Annotated in this window: 14 protein-coding genes; all 14 read left to right on the top strand. The window is 70.5% G+C overall.

Annotated features, from left to right (window positions below; translation table 11 throughout):
- Positions 1-118: 118 nt before the first annotated feature.
- The 14 genes from ACT1U9_RS06850 (at position 119) to ACT1U9_RS06785 (ending at position 15,510) form a co-directional block, all read left to right on the top strand.
- Positions 119-1,588: an FAD-dependent monooxygenase gene (locus ACT1U9_RS06850; protein WP_444537479.1), complete on the top strand. Its 1,470-nt coding sequence runs from the start codon at positions 119-121 to the stop codon at positions 1,586-1,588.
- Between the two features lie 53 nt (positions 1,589-1,641).
- Positions 1,642-2,331 (top strand): antibiotic biosynthesis monooxygenase family protein, encoded by a 690-nt coding sequence (locus tag ACT1U9_RS06845; RefSeq protein ID WP_444537478.1) that lies wholly within the window; start codon positions 1,642-1,644, stop codon positions 2,329-2,331.
- A 439-nt stretch (positions 2,332-2,770) separates the two neighbouring features.
- A complete protein-coding gene (locus tag ACT1U9_RS06840; RefSeq protein ID WP_188275490.1) occupies positions 2,771-3,100 on the top strand; it encodes a TcmI family type II polyketide cyclase in 330 nt (109 codons plus the stop codon).
- Positions 3,097-4,371 carry a beta-ketoacyl-[acyl-carrier-protein] synthase family protein gene (locus tag ACT1U9_RS06835; protein WP_444537477.1) on the top strand — a complete coding sequence of 425 codons (1,275 nt, stop codon included), beginning with the start codon at positions 3,097-3,099 and terminating at the stop codon, positions 4,369-4,371. The genes ACT1U9_RS06840 and ACT1U9_RS06835 overlap by 4 nt, the downstream gene beginning before the upstream one ends.
- Positions 4,368-5,579: a ketosynthase chain-length factor gene (locus tag ACT1U9_RS06830; protein WP_444537476.1), complete on the top strand. Its 1,212-nt coding sequence runs from the start codon at positions 4,368-4,370 to the stop codon at positions 5,577-5,579. Before ACT1U9_RS06835 ends, ACT1U9_RS06830 begins: the two co-directional genes overlap by 4 nt.
- Before the next feature lie 157 nt (positions 5,580-5,736).
- Positions 5,737-6,003, top strand: coding sequence for an acyl carrier protein (locus ACT1U9_RS06825; protein WP_188275487.1), 267 nt, complete (start codon positions 5,737-5,739; stop codon positions 6,001-6,003).
- Between the two features lie 24 nt (positions 6,004-6,027).
- Complete coding sequence (gene fabG, locus ACT1U9_RS06820; RefSeq protein ID WP_444537475.1) at positions 6,028-6,813, top strand: 3-oxoacyl-ACP reductase FabG; 786 nt, start codon at positions 6,028-6,030, stop codon at positions 6,811-6,813.
- A gap of 30 nt (positions 6,814-6,843) precedes the next feature.
- Entirely contained in the window at positions 6,844-7,779 is a 936-nt protein-coding gene (locus tag ACT1U9_RS06815; protein WP_444537474.1) for an aromatase/cyclase, read from the top strand.
- A 7-nt stretch (positions 7,780-7,786) separates the two neighbouring features.
- On the top strand, positions 7,787-9,262 hold the full coding sequence (locus ACT1U9_RS06810) for an FAD-dependent monooxygenase (RefSeq protein ID WP_444537473.1): 1,476 nt from the start codon (positions 7,787-7,789) through the stop codon (positions 9,260-9,262).
- A 100-nt stretch (positions 9,263-9,362) separates the two neighbouring features.
- Complete coding sequence (locus ACT1U9_RS06805) at positions 9,363-10,853, top strand: FAD-dependent monooxygenase (RefSeq protein ID WP_444537472.1); 1,491 nt, start codon at positions 9,363-9,365, stop codon at positions 10,851-10,853.
- A gap of 130 nt (positions 10,854-10,983) precedes the next feature.
- The gene (locus ACT1U9_RS06800) at positions 10,984-11,862 is read left to right on the top strand and encodes an alpha/beta hydrolase (RefSeq protein WP_444537471.1); all 879 of its coding nucleotides are present in this window, start codon (positions 10,984-10,986) and stop codon (positions 11,860-11,862) included.
- 9 nt (positions 11,863-11,871) lie between these two features.
- A complete protein-coding gene (locus tag ACT1U9_RS06795; protein ID WP_444537470.1) occupies positions 11,872-13,203 on the top strand; it encodes an MFS transporter in 1,332 nt (443 codons plus the stop codon).
- The gene (locus ACT1U9_RS06790; protein WP_444537469.1) at positions 13,200-13,871 is read left to right on the top strand and encodes a 4'-phosphopantetheinyl transferase family protein; all 672 of its coding nucleotides are present in this window, start codon (positions 13,200-13,202) and stop codon (positions 13,869-13,871) included. Before ACT1U9_RS06795 ends, ACT1U9_RS06790 begins: the two co-directional genes overlap by 4 nt.
- A gap of 58 nt (positions 13,872-13,929) precedes the next feature.
- Positions 13,930-15,510, top strand: coding sequence for an acyl-CoA carboxylase subunit beta (locus ACT1U9_RS06785; protein ID WP_444537468.1), 1,581 nt, complete (start codon positions 13,930-13,932; stop codon positions 15,508-15,510).
- Positions 15,511-15,514 lie beyond the last annotated feature (4 nt).

Genomic DNA, 15,514 nt, shown 5'->3' with positions numbered 1-15,514 from the left:
CTGTGACCAAGACTCCTTGTCGCAGACTTGACGTACTTGTCAGAGGTCTGTACTAGCGGCTATTTACGCCCGCCGGACCCCTCGGGATACTGGTGAAACGCCAGTCGGAAGAGGGTAGATGGATAACTTTGACGCGGACGTAATTATCGCGGGAGCCGGCCCCACTGGACTCATGCTCGCAGGCGAACTGCGCCTGAACGGCGTGTCCGTGATTGTCGTCGATCGCCTTGCCGAGCCCATTCAGCAGTCCCGTGCGCTGGGATTCTCGGCACGTACCATCGAGGAATTCGGCCAGCGTGGCCTGCTGTCCCGTTTCGGTGAAGTCGACGTCATTCCGGTCGGTCATTTCGGCGGAGTGTCCATCGATTACCGTTTGGTCGAGGGCGGTTCGTACGGAGCGCGGGGCATCCCCCAGTCGCGCACCGAGGGCGTCCTGGCCGGCTGGGCCGGACAGCTCGGCGCCGAGGTGCGGCGCGGGGTCGAGGTCACGGGCCTGGACAACGGTACCGACGGCGTGAGTGTGGAGGTCAGCACCCCGGAGGGTCCCGCCACGCTGCGCGGCCGCTACCTGGTGGGCGCGGACGGCGCCCGCAGCGCGGTGCGCAAGCTCGCGGGCATCGACTTCCCGGGCACCGACCCGGCCATCGAGCTCCGGTTCGCCGACATCAGCGGGGTGCCGCTGCGCCCGCGCTTCAGCGGCGAACGGGTGCCCGGCGGCATGGTCATGGTGCTGCCGCTCGGCCCGGAGCGCTGCCGGATCGTCTACTTCGACCGCAGCGAGCCGCTGCGCAAGAGCCCGGACCCGATCACCTTCGACGAGGTGGCCGAGGCGTTCAAGCGCCTGTCCGGCGAGGACATCAGCGGCGCCACCGTGCACTGGGTCTCCACCACCAGCGATGTGAGCCGGCAGGCCGCCGAGTACCGCAGGGGCCGGGTCTTCCTGGCCGGCGACGCGGCCCACATCCATCTGCCCATCGGCGCCCAGGGTATGAGCGCCGGCGTGCAGGACGCGGTGAACCTCGGCTGGAAGCTCGCCCTGGAGATCAAGGGTCAGGCTCCCGAGGGCCTGCTCGACACGTACCACTCCGAGCGGCACCCGGTCGGCGCGCGGGTCCTCACCAACACGCTCGCCCAGCGGATCCTCTACCTCGGCGGCGACGAGATCACCCCGCTGCTCGATGTGTTCACCGAGCTCACCGCCTTCGAGGACGTCCAGAAGACGCTGATCGGCATGGTCACCGGCCTGGACATCCGCCACGACGTCGGCGCGGGCGACCACCCGCTGCTCGGCCGTCGTCTCAAGGACGAGGAGCAGGTGGTCGACGGCAAGAAGACCACCAACTTCGAGCTCCTTGCGGCCGGCAAGGCCATTCTGTTCGACCTCACCGATGACTCCCACCTGCGGGAGCTCGCCGCAGGCTGGGCCGACCGTGTCACCACGGTCACCGCCGAGCAGCACGACTGCGACAACGGGCTGGACGCCTTCCTGGTCCGTCCCGATGGCTATGTCGCATGGGTCGCCCCTGCCGCGTCGCGCACGGAGGGGCTCGCCGAAGCGCTCAACCGATGGTTCGGCCGGCCCAACTGAGCTGGGCCTGACTCCCTTTCACATCCGTAGAGACCACGAAGGAAGCGAAGAACATGCCCAAGATTTCCTCCGATGACAAGCACCTGACCGTCCTCAACCTCTTCTCCACGGACGCCGCGGAGAAGCAGGAGGGTCTGCTCGGCGCGATGCGCGAGATCGTCGACGCGGCGGCCTACCCGGGCTGGATGTCCTCCACCGTGCACGCCGGTGTGGACAAGCCGGGCACGGCCAACTTCATCCAGTGGCGCAGCCGCGCGGACCTTGAGGACCGTTACGACGGCGAGGAGTTCAAGCACCGCACGCTGCCGCTCTTCGGCGAGCTGACCACCTCGATCCGCCTGCTGCAGAACGAGGTCGCGTACTCGCAGAGCAAGTCGGGCGACGGCGTCGAGATCTCCCCGGCCCGCACGGACTACACCGTCATCGCGGTCTTCGGTGTCGAGGAGAAGAACCAGGACGACCTGGTGGACGCGCTCGGCCCGTCGATGAAGTTCCTCAGCGACGTTCCCGGCTATGTCTCGCACACCATCCTCAAGGGCATCGCTGCCCGTGGCCTTGAGGGCTCCTTCGTGGTCTCCTACTCGCAGTGGGAGAGCAAGGAGGCCTTCGACGCGTACCAGGCCACCGCGCAGGGTGACAAGCCCGCCGCCCGCCAGGACGCGGAGAAGCGCACCGGTTCGCTCCTGACGTCGGTCGACTCCAACACCTACCGCGTGGTCCACACCCGCGCGGCCGGCGAGTAACGAAACACCTCGTTCCGCTAAGGCGGAATGCACACATCCGGACGCCCGACTCCCTTTGCGGAGCCGGGCGTTCCGGCGTTTTGGGGCCTGCCGGGCGGTTTTCCGGTGCCAAGACGGTCCGGTTCGCGACCTGACGGCACCTGACGCCGACGTGACAATTCCGCACGGGTCAGCTGCTGATTACTGCGGGTTCTCTGACATGGCTGCGGGACATTTGCGGAACCTGACCGAACCGGACGTAGACCTGAACCGGGGCGCCTTGAAAGGACATGCCCGCTCAGCGGACCCTTGAATGCATGATCCGGGGCGTGGTTCGCCACCGCTGATCCTCTCGCTCAACTCCCGTTCATGGCTCTCGCATTCGGGCGCGTCCGACGTCGTACGCGCTGGAAACGGGGCCAGTGCCGGATCAACCGCAACCGCTGAGGAGCGAATACGTATGCACAGCACGCTCATCGTCGCCCGCATGGAACCCGGTTCGAGCACCGACGTCGCCAAGCTCTTCGCCGAGTTCGACGCGACGGAGATGCCGCACCGGATGGGAACGCTGCGCCGCCAGCTGTTCTCCTACCGGGGCCTCTACTTCCACCTGCAGGACTTCGACGCGGACAACGGCGGTGAGCTGATCGAGGCCGCGAAGAACGACCCGCGGTTCATCGGGATCAGCAACGACCTCAAGCCGTTCATCCAGGCGTACGACCCGGCCACCTGGCGCTCGCCCGCCGACGCCATGGCCACGCGCTTCTACAACTGGGAGGGGCGCGCGTGAGTACGCCTCGCAGGGTCGTCATCACCGGGATGGAGGTTCTCGCTCCCGGTGGTATCGGCACCAAGAACTTCTGGAGCCTGCTGAGCGAGGGCCGCACGGCGACCCGGGGGATCACGTTCTTCGACCCCACGCCGTTCCGCTCGCGGGTGGCCGCGGAGATCGACTTCGACCCGTACGAGCACGGTCTGAGCCCGCAGGAGGTCCGGCGCATGGACCGCGCCGGCCAGTTCGCGGTCGTCGCCTCGCGGGGCGCGCTCGCGGACAGCGGTCTGGAGCTCGGCGCCCTCGACCCGTACCGGGTCGGTGTCACGGTCGGCAGCGCGGTCGGCGCCACCATGGGCCTGGACGAGGAGTACCGGGTCGTCAGCGACGGCGGCCGGCTCGACCTCGTGGACCACCAGTACGCGGCTCCGCACCTCTACAACCACCTGGTGCCGAGCTCGTTCGCGGCCGAGGTGGCCTGGGCGGTCGGCGCCGAGGGCCCCAGCACCGTGGTCTCCACGGGTTGCACCTCCGGCATCGACTCGGTCGGCTACGCCGTCGAGCTGATCCGCGAGGGCTCCGCCGACGTCATGATCGCCGGTTCCTCGGACGCGCCGATCTCGCCGATCACCATGGCGTGCTTCGACGCGATCAAGGCCACGACGAATCGTTACGACGAGCCGGAGACGGCCTCGCGGCCCTTCGACAACTCGCGCAACGGCTTCGTCCTCGGCGAGGGCACCGCGTTCTTCGTGCTCGAAGAGCTGGAGAGCGCGCAGAAGCGCGGCGCCCACATCTACGCCGAGATCGCGGGCTACGCCACGCGCTCCAACGCGTACCACATGACCGGACTGCGCCCCGACGGCGCGGAGATGGCCGAGGCGATCCGCGTGGCGCTCGACGAGGCGCGGATGAACGGCGACGAGATCGACTACATCAACGCCCACGGCTCCGGCACCAAGCAGAACGACCGCCACGAGACGGCGGCCGTCAAGCGGATCCTGGGCGACCACGCCTACCGGACGCCGATGAGCTCCATCAAGTCGATGGTGGGGCACTCGCTCGGCGCGATCGGCTCCATCGAGATCGCCGCGTCCGCGCTCGCCATGGAGTACAACGTCGTACCGCCCACGGCCAATCTGCACACGCCCGACCCCGAGTGCGACCTGGACTACGTCCCGCTGACCGCCCGCGACCGCAGGACCGACGCGGTCCTCTCGGTCGGCAGCGGCTTCGGTGGATTCCAGAGCGCCGTGGTGCTCGCCCGTCCCGAGAGGAAGCTCGCATGACGTCGTCCGTGGTGGTCACCGGTCTGGGGGTGGCGTCCCCCAACGGGCTCGGCATCGAGGACTTCTGGGCGGCGACCGTCGGTGGCAAGAGCGGCATCGGCCGTATCACCCGCTTCGACCCGTCGTCCTACCCGGCCAAGCTGGCCGGCGAGGTCCCCGGCTTCGTCGCCGAGGAGCTGCTGCCCAGCCGTCTGCTCCCGCAGACCGACCGGGTCACCCGGCTCGCGCTCGTCGCCGCCGACTGGGCGCTCGCCGACGCGGGCATCACCCCCTCCGAACTCGGCGAGTTCGACATGGGCGTGGTGACCGCGAGCGCGGCCGGCGGCTTCGAGTTCGGCCAGGGCGAGCTCCAGGCGCTGTGGTCCAAGGGCAGCCAGTACGTCTCGGCGTACCAGTCCTTCGCCTGGTTCTACGCGGTCAACAGCGGCCAGATCTCCATCCGCAACGGGATGAAGGGCCCCAGCGGCGTGGTCGTCAGCGACCAGGCCGGCGGGCTCGACGCGGTGGCGCAGGCCCGGCGGCAGATCCGCAAGGGCACCAGCGTGATCGTGTCCGGCGCCATCGACGCCTCGGTCTGCCCGTGGGGCTGGGTGGCGCAGCTGGCCAGCGACCGGCTCTCCACCAGCGAGGAGCCGACCCGCGCCTACCTCCCCTTCGACCGCGAGGCCGCGGGGTACGTGCCCGGCGAGGGCGGCGCGATCCTGATCATGGAGGACGCCGAGTCGGCGCGCGCCCGTGGCGCCCACGTCTATGGCGAGATCTCCGGCTACGGCTCGACCATCGACCCCAAGGCCGGCTCCGGCCGTCCGCCGGGGCTGCGCAAGGCCATCGAACTCGCCCTGGCGGACGCGGGGGTCGCCCCGGGTGACGTGGACGTGGTCTTCGCCGACGCGGCCGCCGACCCCGAGCTCGACCGGCAGGAGGCCGAGGCCATCAACGCCGTGTTCGGCGTGCGCGGCGTGCCGGTCACCGCTCCCAAGACGATGACCGGACGGCTCTACTCGGGCGCCGCCCCGCTGGACCTGGCCGCCGCGTTCCTCGCCATGAAGGACGGTCTGATCCCGCCGACCGTGCACATCGATCCGGCCGCCGAGTACGACCTGGATCTGGTCACCGGCCAGCCGCGCACCGCCGAGGTGCGCACCGCGCTGGTCCTGGCCCGCGGCTACGGGGGCTTCAACTCGGCCGTCGTCGTGCGCGCCGCGTAAGCGCTCCGCTGGGGAGCGCGGATGTTCGGCCGCAGACCGTGCGTGGCTGGTCGCGCCCACGCGGCGGAGCCGCATATGTCACAGCCCCGCGCCCCTTTGGGGCGCCGCACCACCCCAAGACAACTGGCAATGCCGTACCTATGAAAGGGAACTTCCCATGGCCACCACGTTCACCCTCGAAGACCTGAAGCGCATTCTGCTGGAGGCAGCGGGCGCCGACGAGGGCGTCGACCTGGACGGCGACATTCTGGACACCGAGTTCGAGGTCCTGGGATACGAGTCGCTCGCCCTGCTGGAGACCGGCGGCCGCATCGAGCGCGAGTACGGCATCTCGCTGGACGACGACGCGCTGACCGACGCGGTCACCCCGCGCGCCCTCATCGAGGTCGTCAACGCCCAGCTGTCCTCCGCGTCCGCCGCCTGAGCCGCTCGAAAAGGAAGAGGAATCATGACCGAGAACACCGCACGGGTCGCGCTGGTCACGGGTGCCACGAGCGGCATCGGGCTGTCCGTCGCCCGGCTGCTCGGCTCGCAGGGCCACAAGGTCTTCATCGGCGCGCGCAACGCCGACAACGTCACCGAGACGGTCAAGCAGCTCCAGGGCGAGGGCCTGGAGGCCGACGGCTCGGCGCTCGACGTCACCGACGCCGACAGCGTCAAGGCCTTCGTCCAGGCGGCCGTCGACCGCTTCGGCACCGTCGACGTGCTGGTGAACAACGCCGGCCGCTCCGGTGGCGGCGTCACCGCCGACATCGAGGACGAGCTGTGGGACGCCGTCATCGACACCAACCTGAACAGTGTCTTCCGGGTCACCCGCGAGGTCCTGAACACCGGCGGCATGCGCCACAAGGACCGGGGCCGGATCATCAACATCGCCTCCACCGCGGGCAAGCAGGGTGTCGTCCTCGGCGCCCCGTACTCGGCCTCCAAGCACGGCGTGGTCGGCTTCACCAAGGCGCTCGGCAACGAGCTCGCGCCCACCGGCATCACGGTCAACGCCGTCTGCCCCGGTTACGTCGAGACGCCGATGGCGCAGCGCGTGCGCCAGGGTTACGCGGCCGCGTACTCCACCTCCGAGGACGCGATCCTGGAGAAGTTCCAGTCGAAGATCCCGCTCGGCCGCTACTCCACCCCGGACGAGGTCGCGGGTCTGGTCGGCTACCTCGCCTCGGACACGGCCGCGTCCATCACCGCGCAGGCGCTCAACGTCTGCGGCGGCCTCGGCAACTTCTAGTCCCGCCAAGTACCCGAAGGAGCAGCGGATATGACGACCCGCGAGGTCGAGCACGAGATCACCATCGAAGCCCCCGCCGCCGCCGTGTACCGGCTGCTGGCGGAGGTTACCAACTGGCCGCGGATCTTCCCGCCGACGATCTACGTCGACCAGGTGGGCGAGCACAACAACCACGAGCGCATCCGGATCTGGGCCACCGCCAACGGCGAGGCCAAGAACTGGACCTCGCACCGTGAGCTCGACCCCGAGGGCCTGCGGATCACCTTCCGCCAGGAGGTCACCACGCCGCCGGTCGCCGCGATGGGCGGCACCTGGATCATCGAGACCCTGGGCGAGACCACCTCGCGGGTCCGGCTGCTCCACGACTACCGGGCGATCGACGACGACCCCGAGGGTCTGGCCTGGATCGACGAGGCCGTCGACAAGAACAGCCGCTCGGAGCTGGCCGCGCTGAAGCAGAACGTCGAACTGGCCCACGCGACCGAGGAGGTGACGTTCTCGTTCACCGACACCGTCATCGTCCAGGGCTCGCCCAAGGACCTGTACGACTTCATCAACGAGGCGAACCTCTGGTCCGAGCGGCTGCCGCACGTGGCCGTCGTCCGGCTCACCGAGGACACCCCGGGCCTGCAGACCCTGGAGATGGACACCCGCGCCAAGGACGGCTCGGTGCACACCACCAAGTCGTACCGGGTGACCTTCCCGCACCACAAGATCGCGTACAAGCAGATCACGCTGCCCGCGCTGATGACCCTGCACACCGGGATCTGGACGTTCGAGGAGACCCCGGAGGGCACGGCCGCCTCCTCGCAGCACACCGTCACGCTCAACACGGACAACATCGCGAAGATCCTCGGCCCCGAGGCCACCGTCGCGGACGCCCGTGAGTACGTCCACACCGCGCTGTCCACCAACAGCACGGCCACGCTCAACCACGCCAAGACGTACGCCGAGTCGAAGGGCTGAACCGGAGATGACCACCACGGACCGCCTCGACACCCAGGTCATCGTCGTCGGCGCCGGCCCCGTCGGGCTTCTGCTCGCCGGTGAGCTGCGTCTGGGCGGCGCCGATGTGGTCGTCCTGGAACAACGGGCCACGCCCACCACGGAGTCGAGGGCCTCCACGCTGCACGCCCGCACCATGGAGCTCCTCGACAGCCGCGGTCTCCTGGAGATGTTCGGGACGCCGCCGAACGAGCCGCGCGGCCACTTCGGCGGCATCCCGATGGACCTCACGCTGCCCAGCCCCTTCCCGGGGCAGTGGAAGATGCCCCAGACCCGGACCGAGGCGCTGCTCCAGGAGTGGGCGCTGTCGCTGGGCGCGGACATCCGGCGCGGCCACGAGCTGGTCGCCGTGTCCGACGAGGGCGACTTCGTCGAGGCCCGGGCGGCCGGGCCGGAGGGCACGGTCGTGGTGCGCGGGCGGTTCCTCGTCGGGTGCGACGGCGAGGAGTCGGCCGTGCGCCGCCTGACGGGCGCCGACTTCCCGGGCAACGACGCCGGCCGCGAGCTGCTGCGCGCGGACGTGGCCGGTGTCACCATCCCCAACCGCCGCTTCGAGCGGCTGCCCGCGGGCCTCGCCATCGCGGCGACCCGCGACGGGGTGACCCGGGTGATGGTGCACGAGTTCGGCTCGAAGGCCGAACCCCGCACCGGCGACCCGGAGTTCAGCGAGATCGCCGGGGTCTGGAAGCGGGTCACCGGCGAGGACATCAGCGGCGGAACCCCGCTGTGGGCGAACTCGTTCGGCGACGCCAACCGCCAGCTCACGCGGTACCGCGCCGGCCGGATCCTGTTCGCCGGCGACGCCGCCCACCGGCAGATGCCGATCGGCGGCCAGGCCCTCAACCTGGGCCTCCAGGACGCCTTCAACCTGGGCTGGAAGCTGGCCCTGCACCTGGGCGAGTCGGCCCCCGAGGGCCTGCTCGACACCTACCACGACGAGCGGCACGAGGTCGGGCGGCGGGTGCTGTCCAACATCAAGGCGCAGGCCATGCTGCTGCTCGGCGGGCAGGAGGTCGAGCCGCTGCGCTCGGTCCTCACCGAGCTCCTGCCGTACGACGACGTCCGGGCGCACCTCGCCGGGATGATCAGCGGCCTCGACATCCGTTACGACGTGGGCGGCCCCGAGCACCCGCTGCTCGGTGCGCGGCTGCCGGACGCCGGGCTCACCACCGGCGAAGGCCCGCTGAGCACCGCCCAGTTGCTGCGCACCGCGCGCGGTGTGCTCCTCGATCTGTCCGGTGGCAGTGCGGTGCTGCCGGACGCCTCCGGCTGGGCGGACCGGGTCACCGCTCTGCCCGCCGTGCCGGAGAAGGGCGGCGCCCTCGACTCGGTGGGCGCCGTCCTGGTCCGGCCCGACGGCCATGTGGCCTGGGCCGGCGGCCCGGACACCGACGGCACCGGGCTGCGGGAGGCCCTGGAGCGCTGGTTCGGCCCCTCGCACTGAGATCCCGTCAACCCCCCACCCCCGCGCACGACCGTATGACTCCACCTCACAGCACCACCGGGCACGGCCCAGGAAAGGGAACACTATGGAGGGGACAGCCGTGGACACCGATGTGATCATCGTCGGCGCGGGTCCGACCGGTCTCATGCTCGCCGGGGAACTGCGCCTCGGCGGGGCGAACGTCGTCGTCGTCGAACGGCTGACGAAGCCCACCGGCCAGTCCCGCGGCCTGGGCTTCACCGCCCGCGCCATGGAGATCTTCGACCAGCGCGGGCTGCTGCCCCGGTTCGGCCAGGGCGAGACCCTGGAGATCAGCCCGCTCGGCCACTTCGGCGGCGTGCAGTTCGACTACACCGTCCTTGAGGGTGCCCACTTCGGGGCGCGCGGCATCCCGCAGAACATCACCGAGACGGTGCTTGAGGAGTGGGCGACCGAGCTCGGCGTCGACATCCGGCGCGGCTGGGACTTCCTGGAGATAGCCGACGGCTACCTGGACGGCGACAGTGTCGAGATCAAGGTGCAGACGCCCAACTCCGTACGGAAGCTGCGCGCTTCGTACCTCGTGGGCGCCGACGGCGGCCGCAGTGTGGTGCGCGAGGCGGCCGGGTTCGACTTCCCGGGCACCTCGGCGACCCGGGCGATGTTCCTGGCCGATGTGACCGGCTGCAACCTCAAGCCGCGCTTCCTCGGTGAGCGGCTGAACAACGGCATGGTGATGGCGGCCCCGCTCGCCGAGGGCGTCGACCGCATCATCGTCTGCCCCGACGGCACGCCCGCGCGCGCCAGCGGCGACACGGTCAGCTTCGAAGAGGTCGCCGCCGCCTGGCAGTCGATCACCGGCGAGGACATCTCGCACGGCGGCGCCGAGTGGGTCAGCTTCTTCAGCGACGCCACCCGCCAGGCCTCCGAGTACCGGCGCGGCCGGGTGCTGCTGGTCGGCGACGCCGCCCACATCCACCTCCCGGCCGGCGGCCAGGGCCTGAGCACCGGCGTCCAGGACGCGGCCAACCTCGGCTGGAAGCTGGCCGCGTCGGTGGCCGGGACCGCGCCGGAGGGGCTGCTCGACACGTACCACGGCGAGCGGCACCCGGTCGGCGCGCGGCTGCTGATGAACACCCGTGCCCAGGGCATGGTGTTCCTCGGCGGGCCCGAGGCCGAGCCGCTGCGGCAGCTCTTCGGCGAGCTCATCCAGTACGACGACGTGAAGCGGCATCTCGCGGGCGTCGTCAGTGGTCTGGACATCCGGTACGAGAGCGGGGACGGGTCGCACCCGCTGGTCGGCCGCCGCATCGCGCCGCGCACGCTCGTGGGTGCGGCGGGGGAGACCAGCATCACCGCGCTGCTGCACGCTGCGCGCGGTGTGCTGCTCGATCTCGCCGATGACGCGGCGGTGCGGGACGCTGCCGCGGGTTGGCAGGGCCGGGTCGATGTCGTCACGGCGGCGCCGAAGCCGGTCGACGGTGGTACCGACCCGCTCGCGGGTGCGGCTGCCGTGCTCGTACGGCCCGATGGATACGTCGCCTGGGCCGGGGAGAACGCCTCGGGCCTCACGGAGGCCCTGGAGCAGTGGTTCGGTTCGGCCACTTCGTGACGCCCAACGGCTCGGTTCCCGTGGTCGTTTCGCGGCCGCGGACCGTGCTTGGTCGCTCGCGCAGTTCCCCGCGCCCCTTCGGGCGCGGGGGCAGCGTCCCACTCAACAGTCAACGCAAACGGGGGCATTGATGGAAAGCACGCTCGCACCGGGCGCGGTCTCCCAGGGCGTTCGCAGGATCACCCTGGACGCCGGGGGAGTCACGCTGTCCGCGCTGCTGTGCGAGCCGGAAGGGACGCCCCGCGCCGCCGTCGTCGCCGTGCACGGCGGCGGTATGAGCGCCGGGTACTTCGACGGTCAGGCGCACCCCGAGCTGTCCCTGCTCACCCTCGGCGCGCGGCTCGGCTACACCGTGCTCGCGGTGGACCGGCCCGGCTACGGCCACTCCGCCACGCAGCTCCCCGACGGGCTGACCGTCGCCGAGCAGACCGATGTGCTGCGGGCCGGGATCGACGACTTCACCTCCAAGTACGCGACCGGCGCCGGGGTGTTGCTGGTCGCCCACTCCTTCGGCGGCAAGCTCGCACTGTCGGCCGCCGCGCACTGCACCGGCGACGGTCTGCTCGGCATCGACATCTCCGGCTGCGGCCACCGCTACGCCGTCACCCCGGGCGTCCTGCGCAAGGGCCTCAAGCACATCGCCCGCCACTGGGGCCCGCTGCGGCTCTACCCGCCGGACACCTTCCGCAGCAGCGGCCACCTGGTGGCGCCGATGCCGGAGCGCGAGGCCAGTGAACTGAAGCGCTGGCCCGAGCTGTTCGCGGCCCTCGCGCCGCGCGTACGCATCCCGGTGCGGCTCACCTTCGCCGAGCACGAGGGCTGGTGGCTGCACGGCGAGCAGGACCTCGCGGACCTCGCCGCCCAGCTGACCGCCTCGCCCCGTATCGTCGTCGACCGCCAGCCGGACGCCGGCCACAACATCAGCCTCGGCTGGGCGGCCCGCTCCTACCACCTGCGCACCCTCGCCTTCCTGGAGGACTGCATCACGCGGGCGGGACGCAATGGGTGATCCGAGCCTATGACCAGCACTCTCGCAATCCCTTTCCGTTCCCTGTCCGTACGGAACTTCCGGCTCTTCGCGGCCGGGCAGGTGGTCTCCGTCGCGGGCACGTGGATGATGGTCGTGGCCCAGGACTGGATCGTCCTGAGCCTGGCCGACAACTCCGGCACCGCGCTCGGCGTGGTGACCGCGCTGCAGTTCACACCGCTGCTGCTGCTCACCCTGTACGGCGGGCGGCTCGCCGACCGCTACGACAAGCGCTTCCTGCTGACCTGCGCCAATCTGGCGTCCGGGGCGCTGGCCCTGGTCCTCGCGCTGCTCGCGTTCGCGGACGCGGTGCAGCTGTGGCACATCTGGCTGTGCGCGTTCGGCCTCGGGATCGTCAACGCCGTCGAGGTGCCGACCCGGATGTCGTTCGTCAGCGAGCTGGTCGGGCCCGAACTGCTGCCCAACGCATCGGCGTTGAGCGCCGCGTACTTCAACACCGCCCGGGTCGTCGGCCCGGCGCTCGCCGGACTGCTCATCACCGGCTTCGGCACCGGCTGGGTCATGCTGTTCAACTCCGTCAGCTATCTGGCCACCGTCGTCGGGCTGCGGATGATGAGGCCGGACGAGCTGCTGCGCGGTACACGGCCGGACACCCGGCCGCGGGTGATCGACGGGCTGCGGTACATCCGCAGCCGCCCCGATCTGAAGCTGCCGCTCGCCCTCATCGGGGTGATCTCGCTCTTCGGGCTCAACTTCCAGCTGACGCTGCCGCTGTTTGCCAAAACGGTTTTCCACGCCGACGCGGCCTCGTTCGGGCTGCTCACGACCGGCTTCGCGGCGGGCTCGCTGGTCGCCGCGTTCGTCACCACGGCGCGGCGCGGCCGCCCCTCCAGCCGTCTGGTGGTCGCCTCGGCGATCGTGTTCGCGGCCCTGGAGACGGTGGCGGGCTGGGCGCCCGACTTCGCCTCCGCGATCGTGCTGCTCTCGCTCACCGGCGGCGCGACCATCTACTTCGTCCAGGCGGCCAACCACCGCGTCCAGCTCGGCAGCGACCCGCAGTACCGGGGCCGGGTGATGGCGCTCTACACCCTCATCGTCCAGGGCTCCACGCCGCTCGGCTCGCTCCTCATCGGCGCTCTCGCCGAACACCTGGGCGCCCGCTCGGGGTTCTACGTGGGCGGCCTGGTCTCGCTCGCGGCGGCCCTGACGGCCCTGGTCCTCGACCGGCGTACGGACAAGGAGGCGTCCGAGGACGTGACGGTGACGACGAAGGACGTCGAGGCCGAATCCGACGGCGTGGCCACGGCAAGGGAAGCCGCGCCCGAACAGGACGGCTCCGAGCCCGAGGCGGTGCGCCGGTGAACGCGACCGTGACGCCGCTGAAGGCGCCGCCGGAGGCCGGGCAACTGCATCTGACCGTCTTCCGGCCGCCCGCCGAGGACGTGGCGGCGGTGTGCCCGCTGATGCAGGCCCTGGACGAGCTGGAGGCGGCCCGCGCGGCCACCTTCGTCCACGACAAGGACCGCCGCCAGTACGTGGCGGCGCACGCCACCCTGCGGCGCGTCCTGGCCGAGTACACCGGGCACCAGCCCAACCGGGTGCCGCTCGGCCGCGCCGAAGGGCCGTACGGGAAGCCACAGCTGATCGATCCGCCCGTGCCGCTCCACTTCAACCTCTCGCACAGCCACGGCCTGATCGCCATCGGGGTCGCGGCGGACCCGGTGGGCGTCGACGTCCAGCGCGTCCCGACGCCCGAGGCCGTCGAGGTGGTCCTGCCCAGACTGCATCCGCGCGAGCGCGAGGAACTGCGCGCTCTGCCCGCATCGGAGCGCCCCGAGGCGTTCGCGCGGCTGTGGACCCGCAAGGAGGCCTACCTCAAGGGCCTGGGCACCGGCCTCACCCGCTCGCCCGCGGCGGACTATCTGGGCGATCTGGAGGCCGCGGCCCGCCCGGCGGGCTGGACGGTGCGCAACGTGCCCGTACAGCCGGGCTACGCGGCCGCGGCCGCGCTCCGCCACCAACCGACCTGATCGAGAAGGCAGTCGATTCCGCACCAGGATTCCGCAACCAACAGGGGGAAACCGAACCATGCCGACCACGCCGACCACACAGTCCTCCGCCGAGGTCTCCGACCGGCTGGACGAACTCAGCGAACGCAAGGAACAGGCCGTACGCGGTCCCAGCGACAAGGCGACCGAGGCGCAGCACGCCAAGGGCAAGCTGACCGCACGCGAGCGGATCGAACTCCTCCTGGACAAGGGCAGCTTCACCGAGGTCGAGCAGCTGCGGCGGCACCGCGCCACCGGGTTCGGCCTGGAGGCCAAGAAGCCGTACACGGACGGTGTCATCACCGGCTGGGGCACGGTCGAGGGCCGTACGGTCTTCGTCTACGCGCATGACTTCCGCATCTTCGGCGGCGCCCTGGGCGAGGCCCACGCCGCCAAGATCCACAAGATCATGGACATGGCGCTGGCGGCGGGCGCGCCGCTGGTCTCGCTCAACGACGGCGCCGGCGCCCGTATCCAGGAGGGCGTCAGCGCCCTCGCGGGCTACGGCGGCATCTTCCAGCGCAACACCCGCGCCTCCGGCGTCATCCCGCAGATCTCCGTGATGCTCGGCCCGTGCGCCGGTGGCGCCGCGTACTCGCCGGCCCTGACGGACTTCGTGTTCATGGTCCGCGAGACCTCGCAGATGTTCATCACCGGTCCGGACGTCGTCCAGGCCGTGACCGGCGAGGAGATCAGCCAGAACGGGCTCGGTGGCGCCGATGTGCACGCCGGGACCTCGGGCGTGGCCCACTTCGCGTACGACGACGAGGAGAGCTGCCTCGCCGAGGTGCGCTATCTCCTTTCGCTGCTGCCGTCCAACAACCGGGAGATGCCGCCGCTGGCGCAGACCTCGGACCCGGTGGACCGCGAGGGCACGGCCCTGCTCGACCTGGTGCCGGCCGACGGCAACCGCTCGTACGACGTACGCGGGGTGATCGAGGAGCTCGTCGACGACGGCGAGTACATGGAGATCCACGCCAACTGGGCGCCCAACCTGGTGGTGGCGCTCGCCCGGCTGGACGGCCATGTCGTCGGCGTCGTCGCCAACCAGCCGTCCGCCATGGCCGGTGTCCTGGACATCAAGGCGAGCGAGAAGGGCGCCCGGTTCGTCCAGTTCTGCGACTCGTTCAGCATCCCGCTGATCACCCTCGTGGACGTCCCCGGGTTCCTGCCGGGCGTCGACCAGGAGCACGACGGCATCATCCGGCGCGGTGCCAAGCTGCTCTACGCCTACTGCAACGCGACTGTGCCTCGTATCTCGGTGGTGCTGCGCAAGGCGTACGGCGGTGCCTACATCGTGATGGACTCGCGTTCCATCGGAGCCGACCTGTCGTTCGCCTGGCCCACCAATGAGATCGCGGTGATGGGCGCCGAGGGCGCGGCCAACGTGGTGTTCCGCCGGGAGATCGCCGCGGCCGAGGACCCGGACGCGATGCGCAAGCAGAAGATCGACGAGTACAAGAACGAGCTGGTGCACCCCTACTTCGCGGCGGAGCGCGGTCTGGTCGACGACGTCATCGACCCGCGCGAGACCCGCTCGGTGCTGTGCCGCTCGGTGGCGATGCTCATCGCCAAGGACGCCGAGCTGCCCCGCCGCAAGCACGGCAACCCGCCCCAGTAGGCCC

This window comes from Streptomyces sp. BR1 (assembly GCF_052373795.1).
In the GTDB taxonomy this organism is placed as follows: Bacteria; Actinomycetota; Actinomycetes; order Streptomycetales; family Streptomycetaceae; genus Streptomyces.
Note: the sequence above shows the minus strand (reverse complement) of the source record. Positions and strands in the feature narration are given on the sequence as shown.

Coding starts and splice junctions, on each gene's coding strand:
- ACT1U9_RS06850 (WP_444537479.1), top strand. CDS start 119: ATGGATAACTTTGACGCGGACGTAATTATCGCGGGAGCCGGCCCCACT.
- ACT1U9_RS06845 (WP_444537478.1), top strand. CDS start 1,642: ATGCCCAAGATTTCCTCCGATGACAAGCACCTGACCGTCCTCAACCTC.
- ACT1U9_RS06840 (WP_188275490.1), top strand. CDS start 2,771: ATGCACAGCACGCTCATCGTCGCCCGCATGGAACCCGGTTCGAGCACC.
- ACT1U9_RS06830 (WP_444537476.1), top strand. CDS start 4,368: ATGACGTCGTCCGTGGTGGTCACCGGTCTGGGGGTGGCGTCCCCCAAC.
- ACT1U9_RS06825 (WP_188275487.1), top strand. CDS start 5,737: ATGGCCACCACGTTCACCCTCGAAGACCTGAAGCGCATTCTGCTGGAG.
- fabG (WP_444537475.1), top strand. CDS start 6,028: ATGACCGAGAACACCGCACGGGTCGCGCTGGTCACGGGTGCCACGAGC.
- ACT1U9_RS06815 (WP_444537474.1), top strand. CDS start 6,844: ATGACGACCCGCGAGGTCGAGCACGAGATCACCATCGAAGCCCCCGCC.
- ACT1U9_RS06810 (WP_444537473.1), top strand. CDS start 7,787: ATGACCACCACGGACCGCCTCGACACCCAGGTCATCGTCGTCGGCGCC.
- ACT1U9_RS06800 (WP_444537471.1), top strand. CDS start 10,984: ATGGAAAGCACGCTCGCACCGGGCGCGGTCTCCCAGGGCGTTCGCAGG.
- ACT1U9_RS06795 (WP_444537470.1), top strand. CDS start 11,872: ATGACCAGCACTCTCGCAATCCCTTTCCGTTCCCTGTCCGTACGGAAC.
- ACT1U9_RS06785 (WP_444537468.1), top strand. CDS start 13,930: ATGCCGACCACGCCGACCACACAGTCCTCCGCCGAGGTCTCCGACCGG.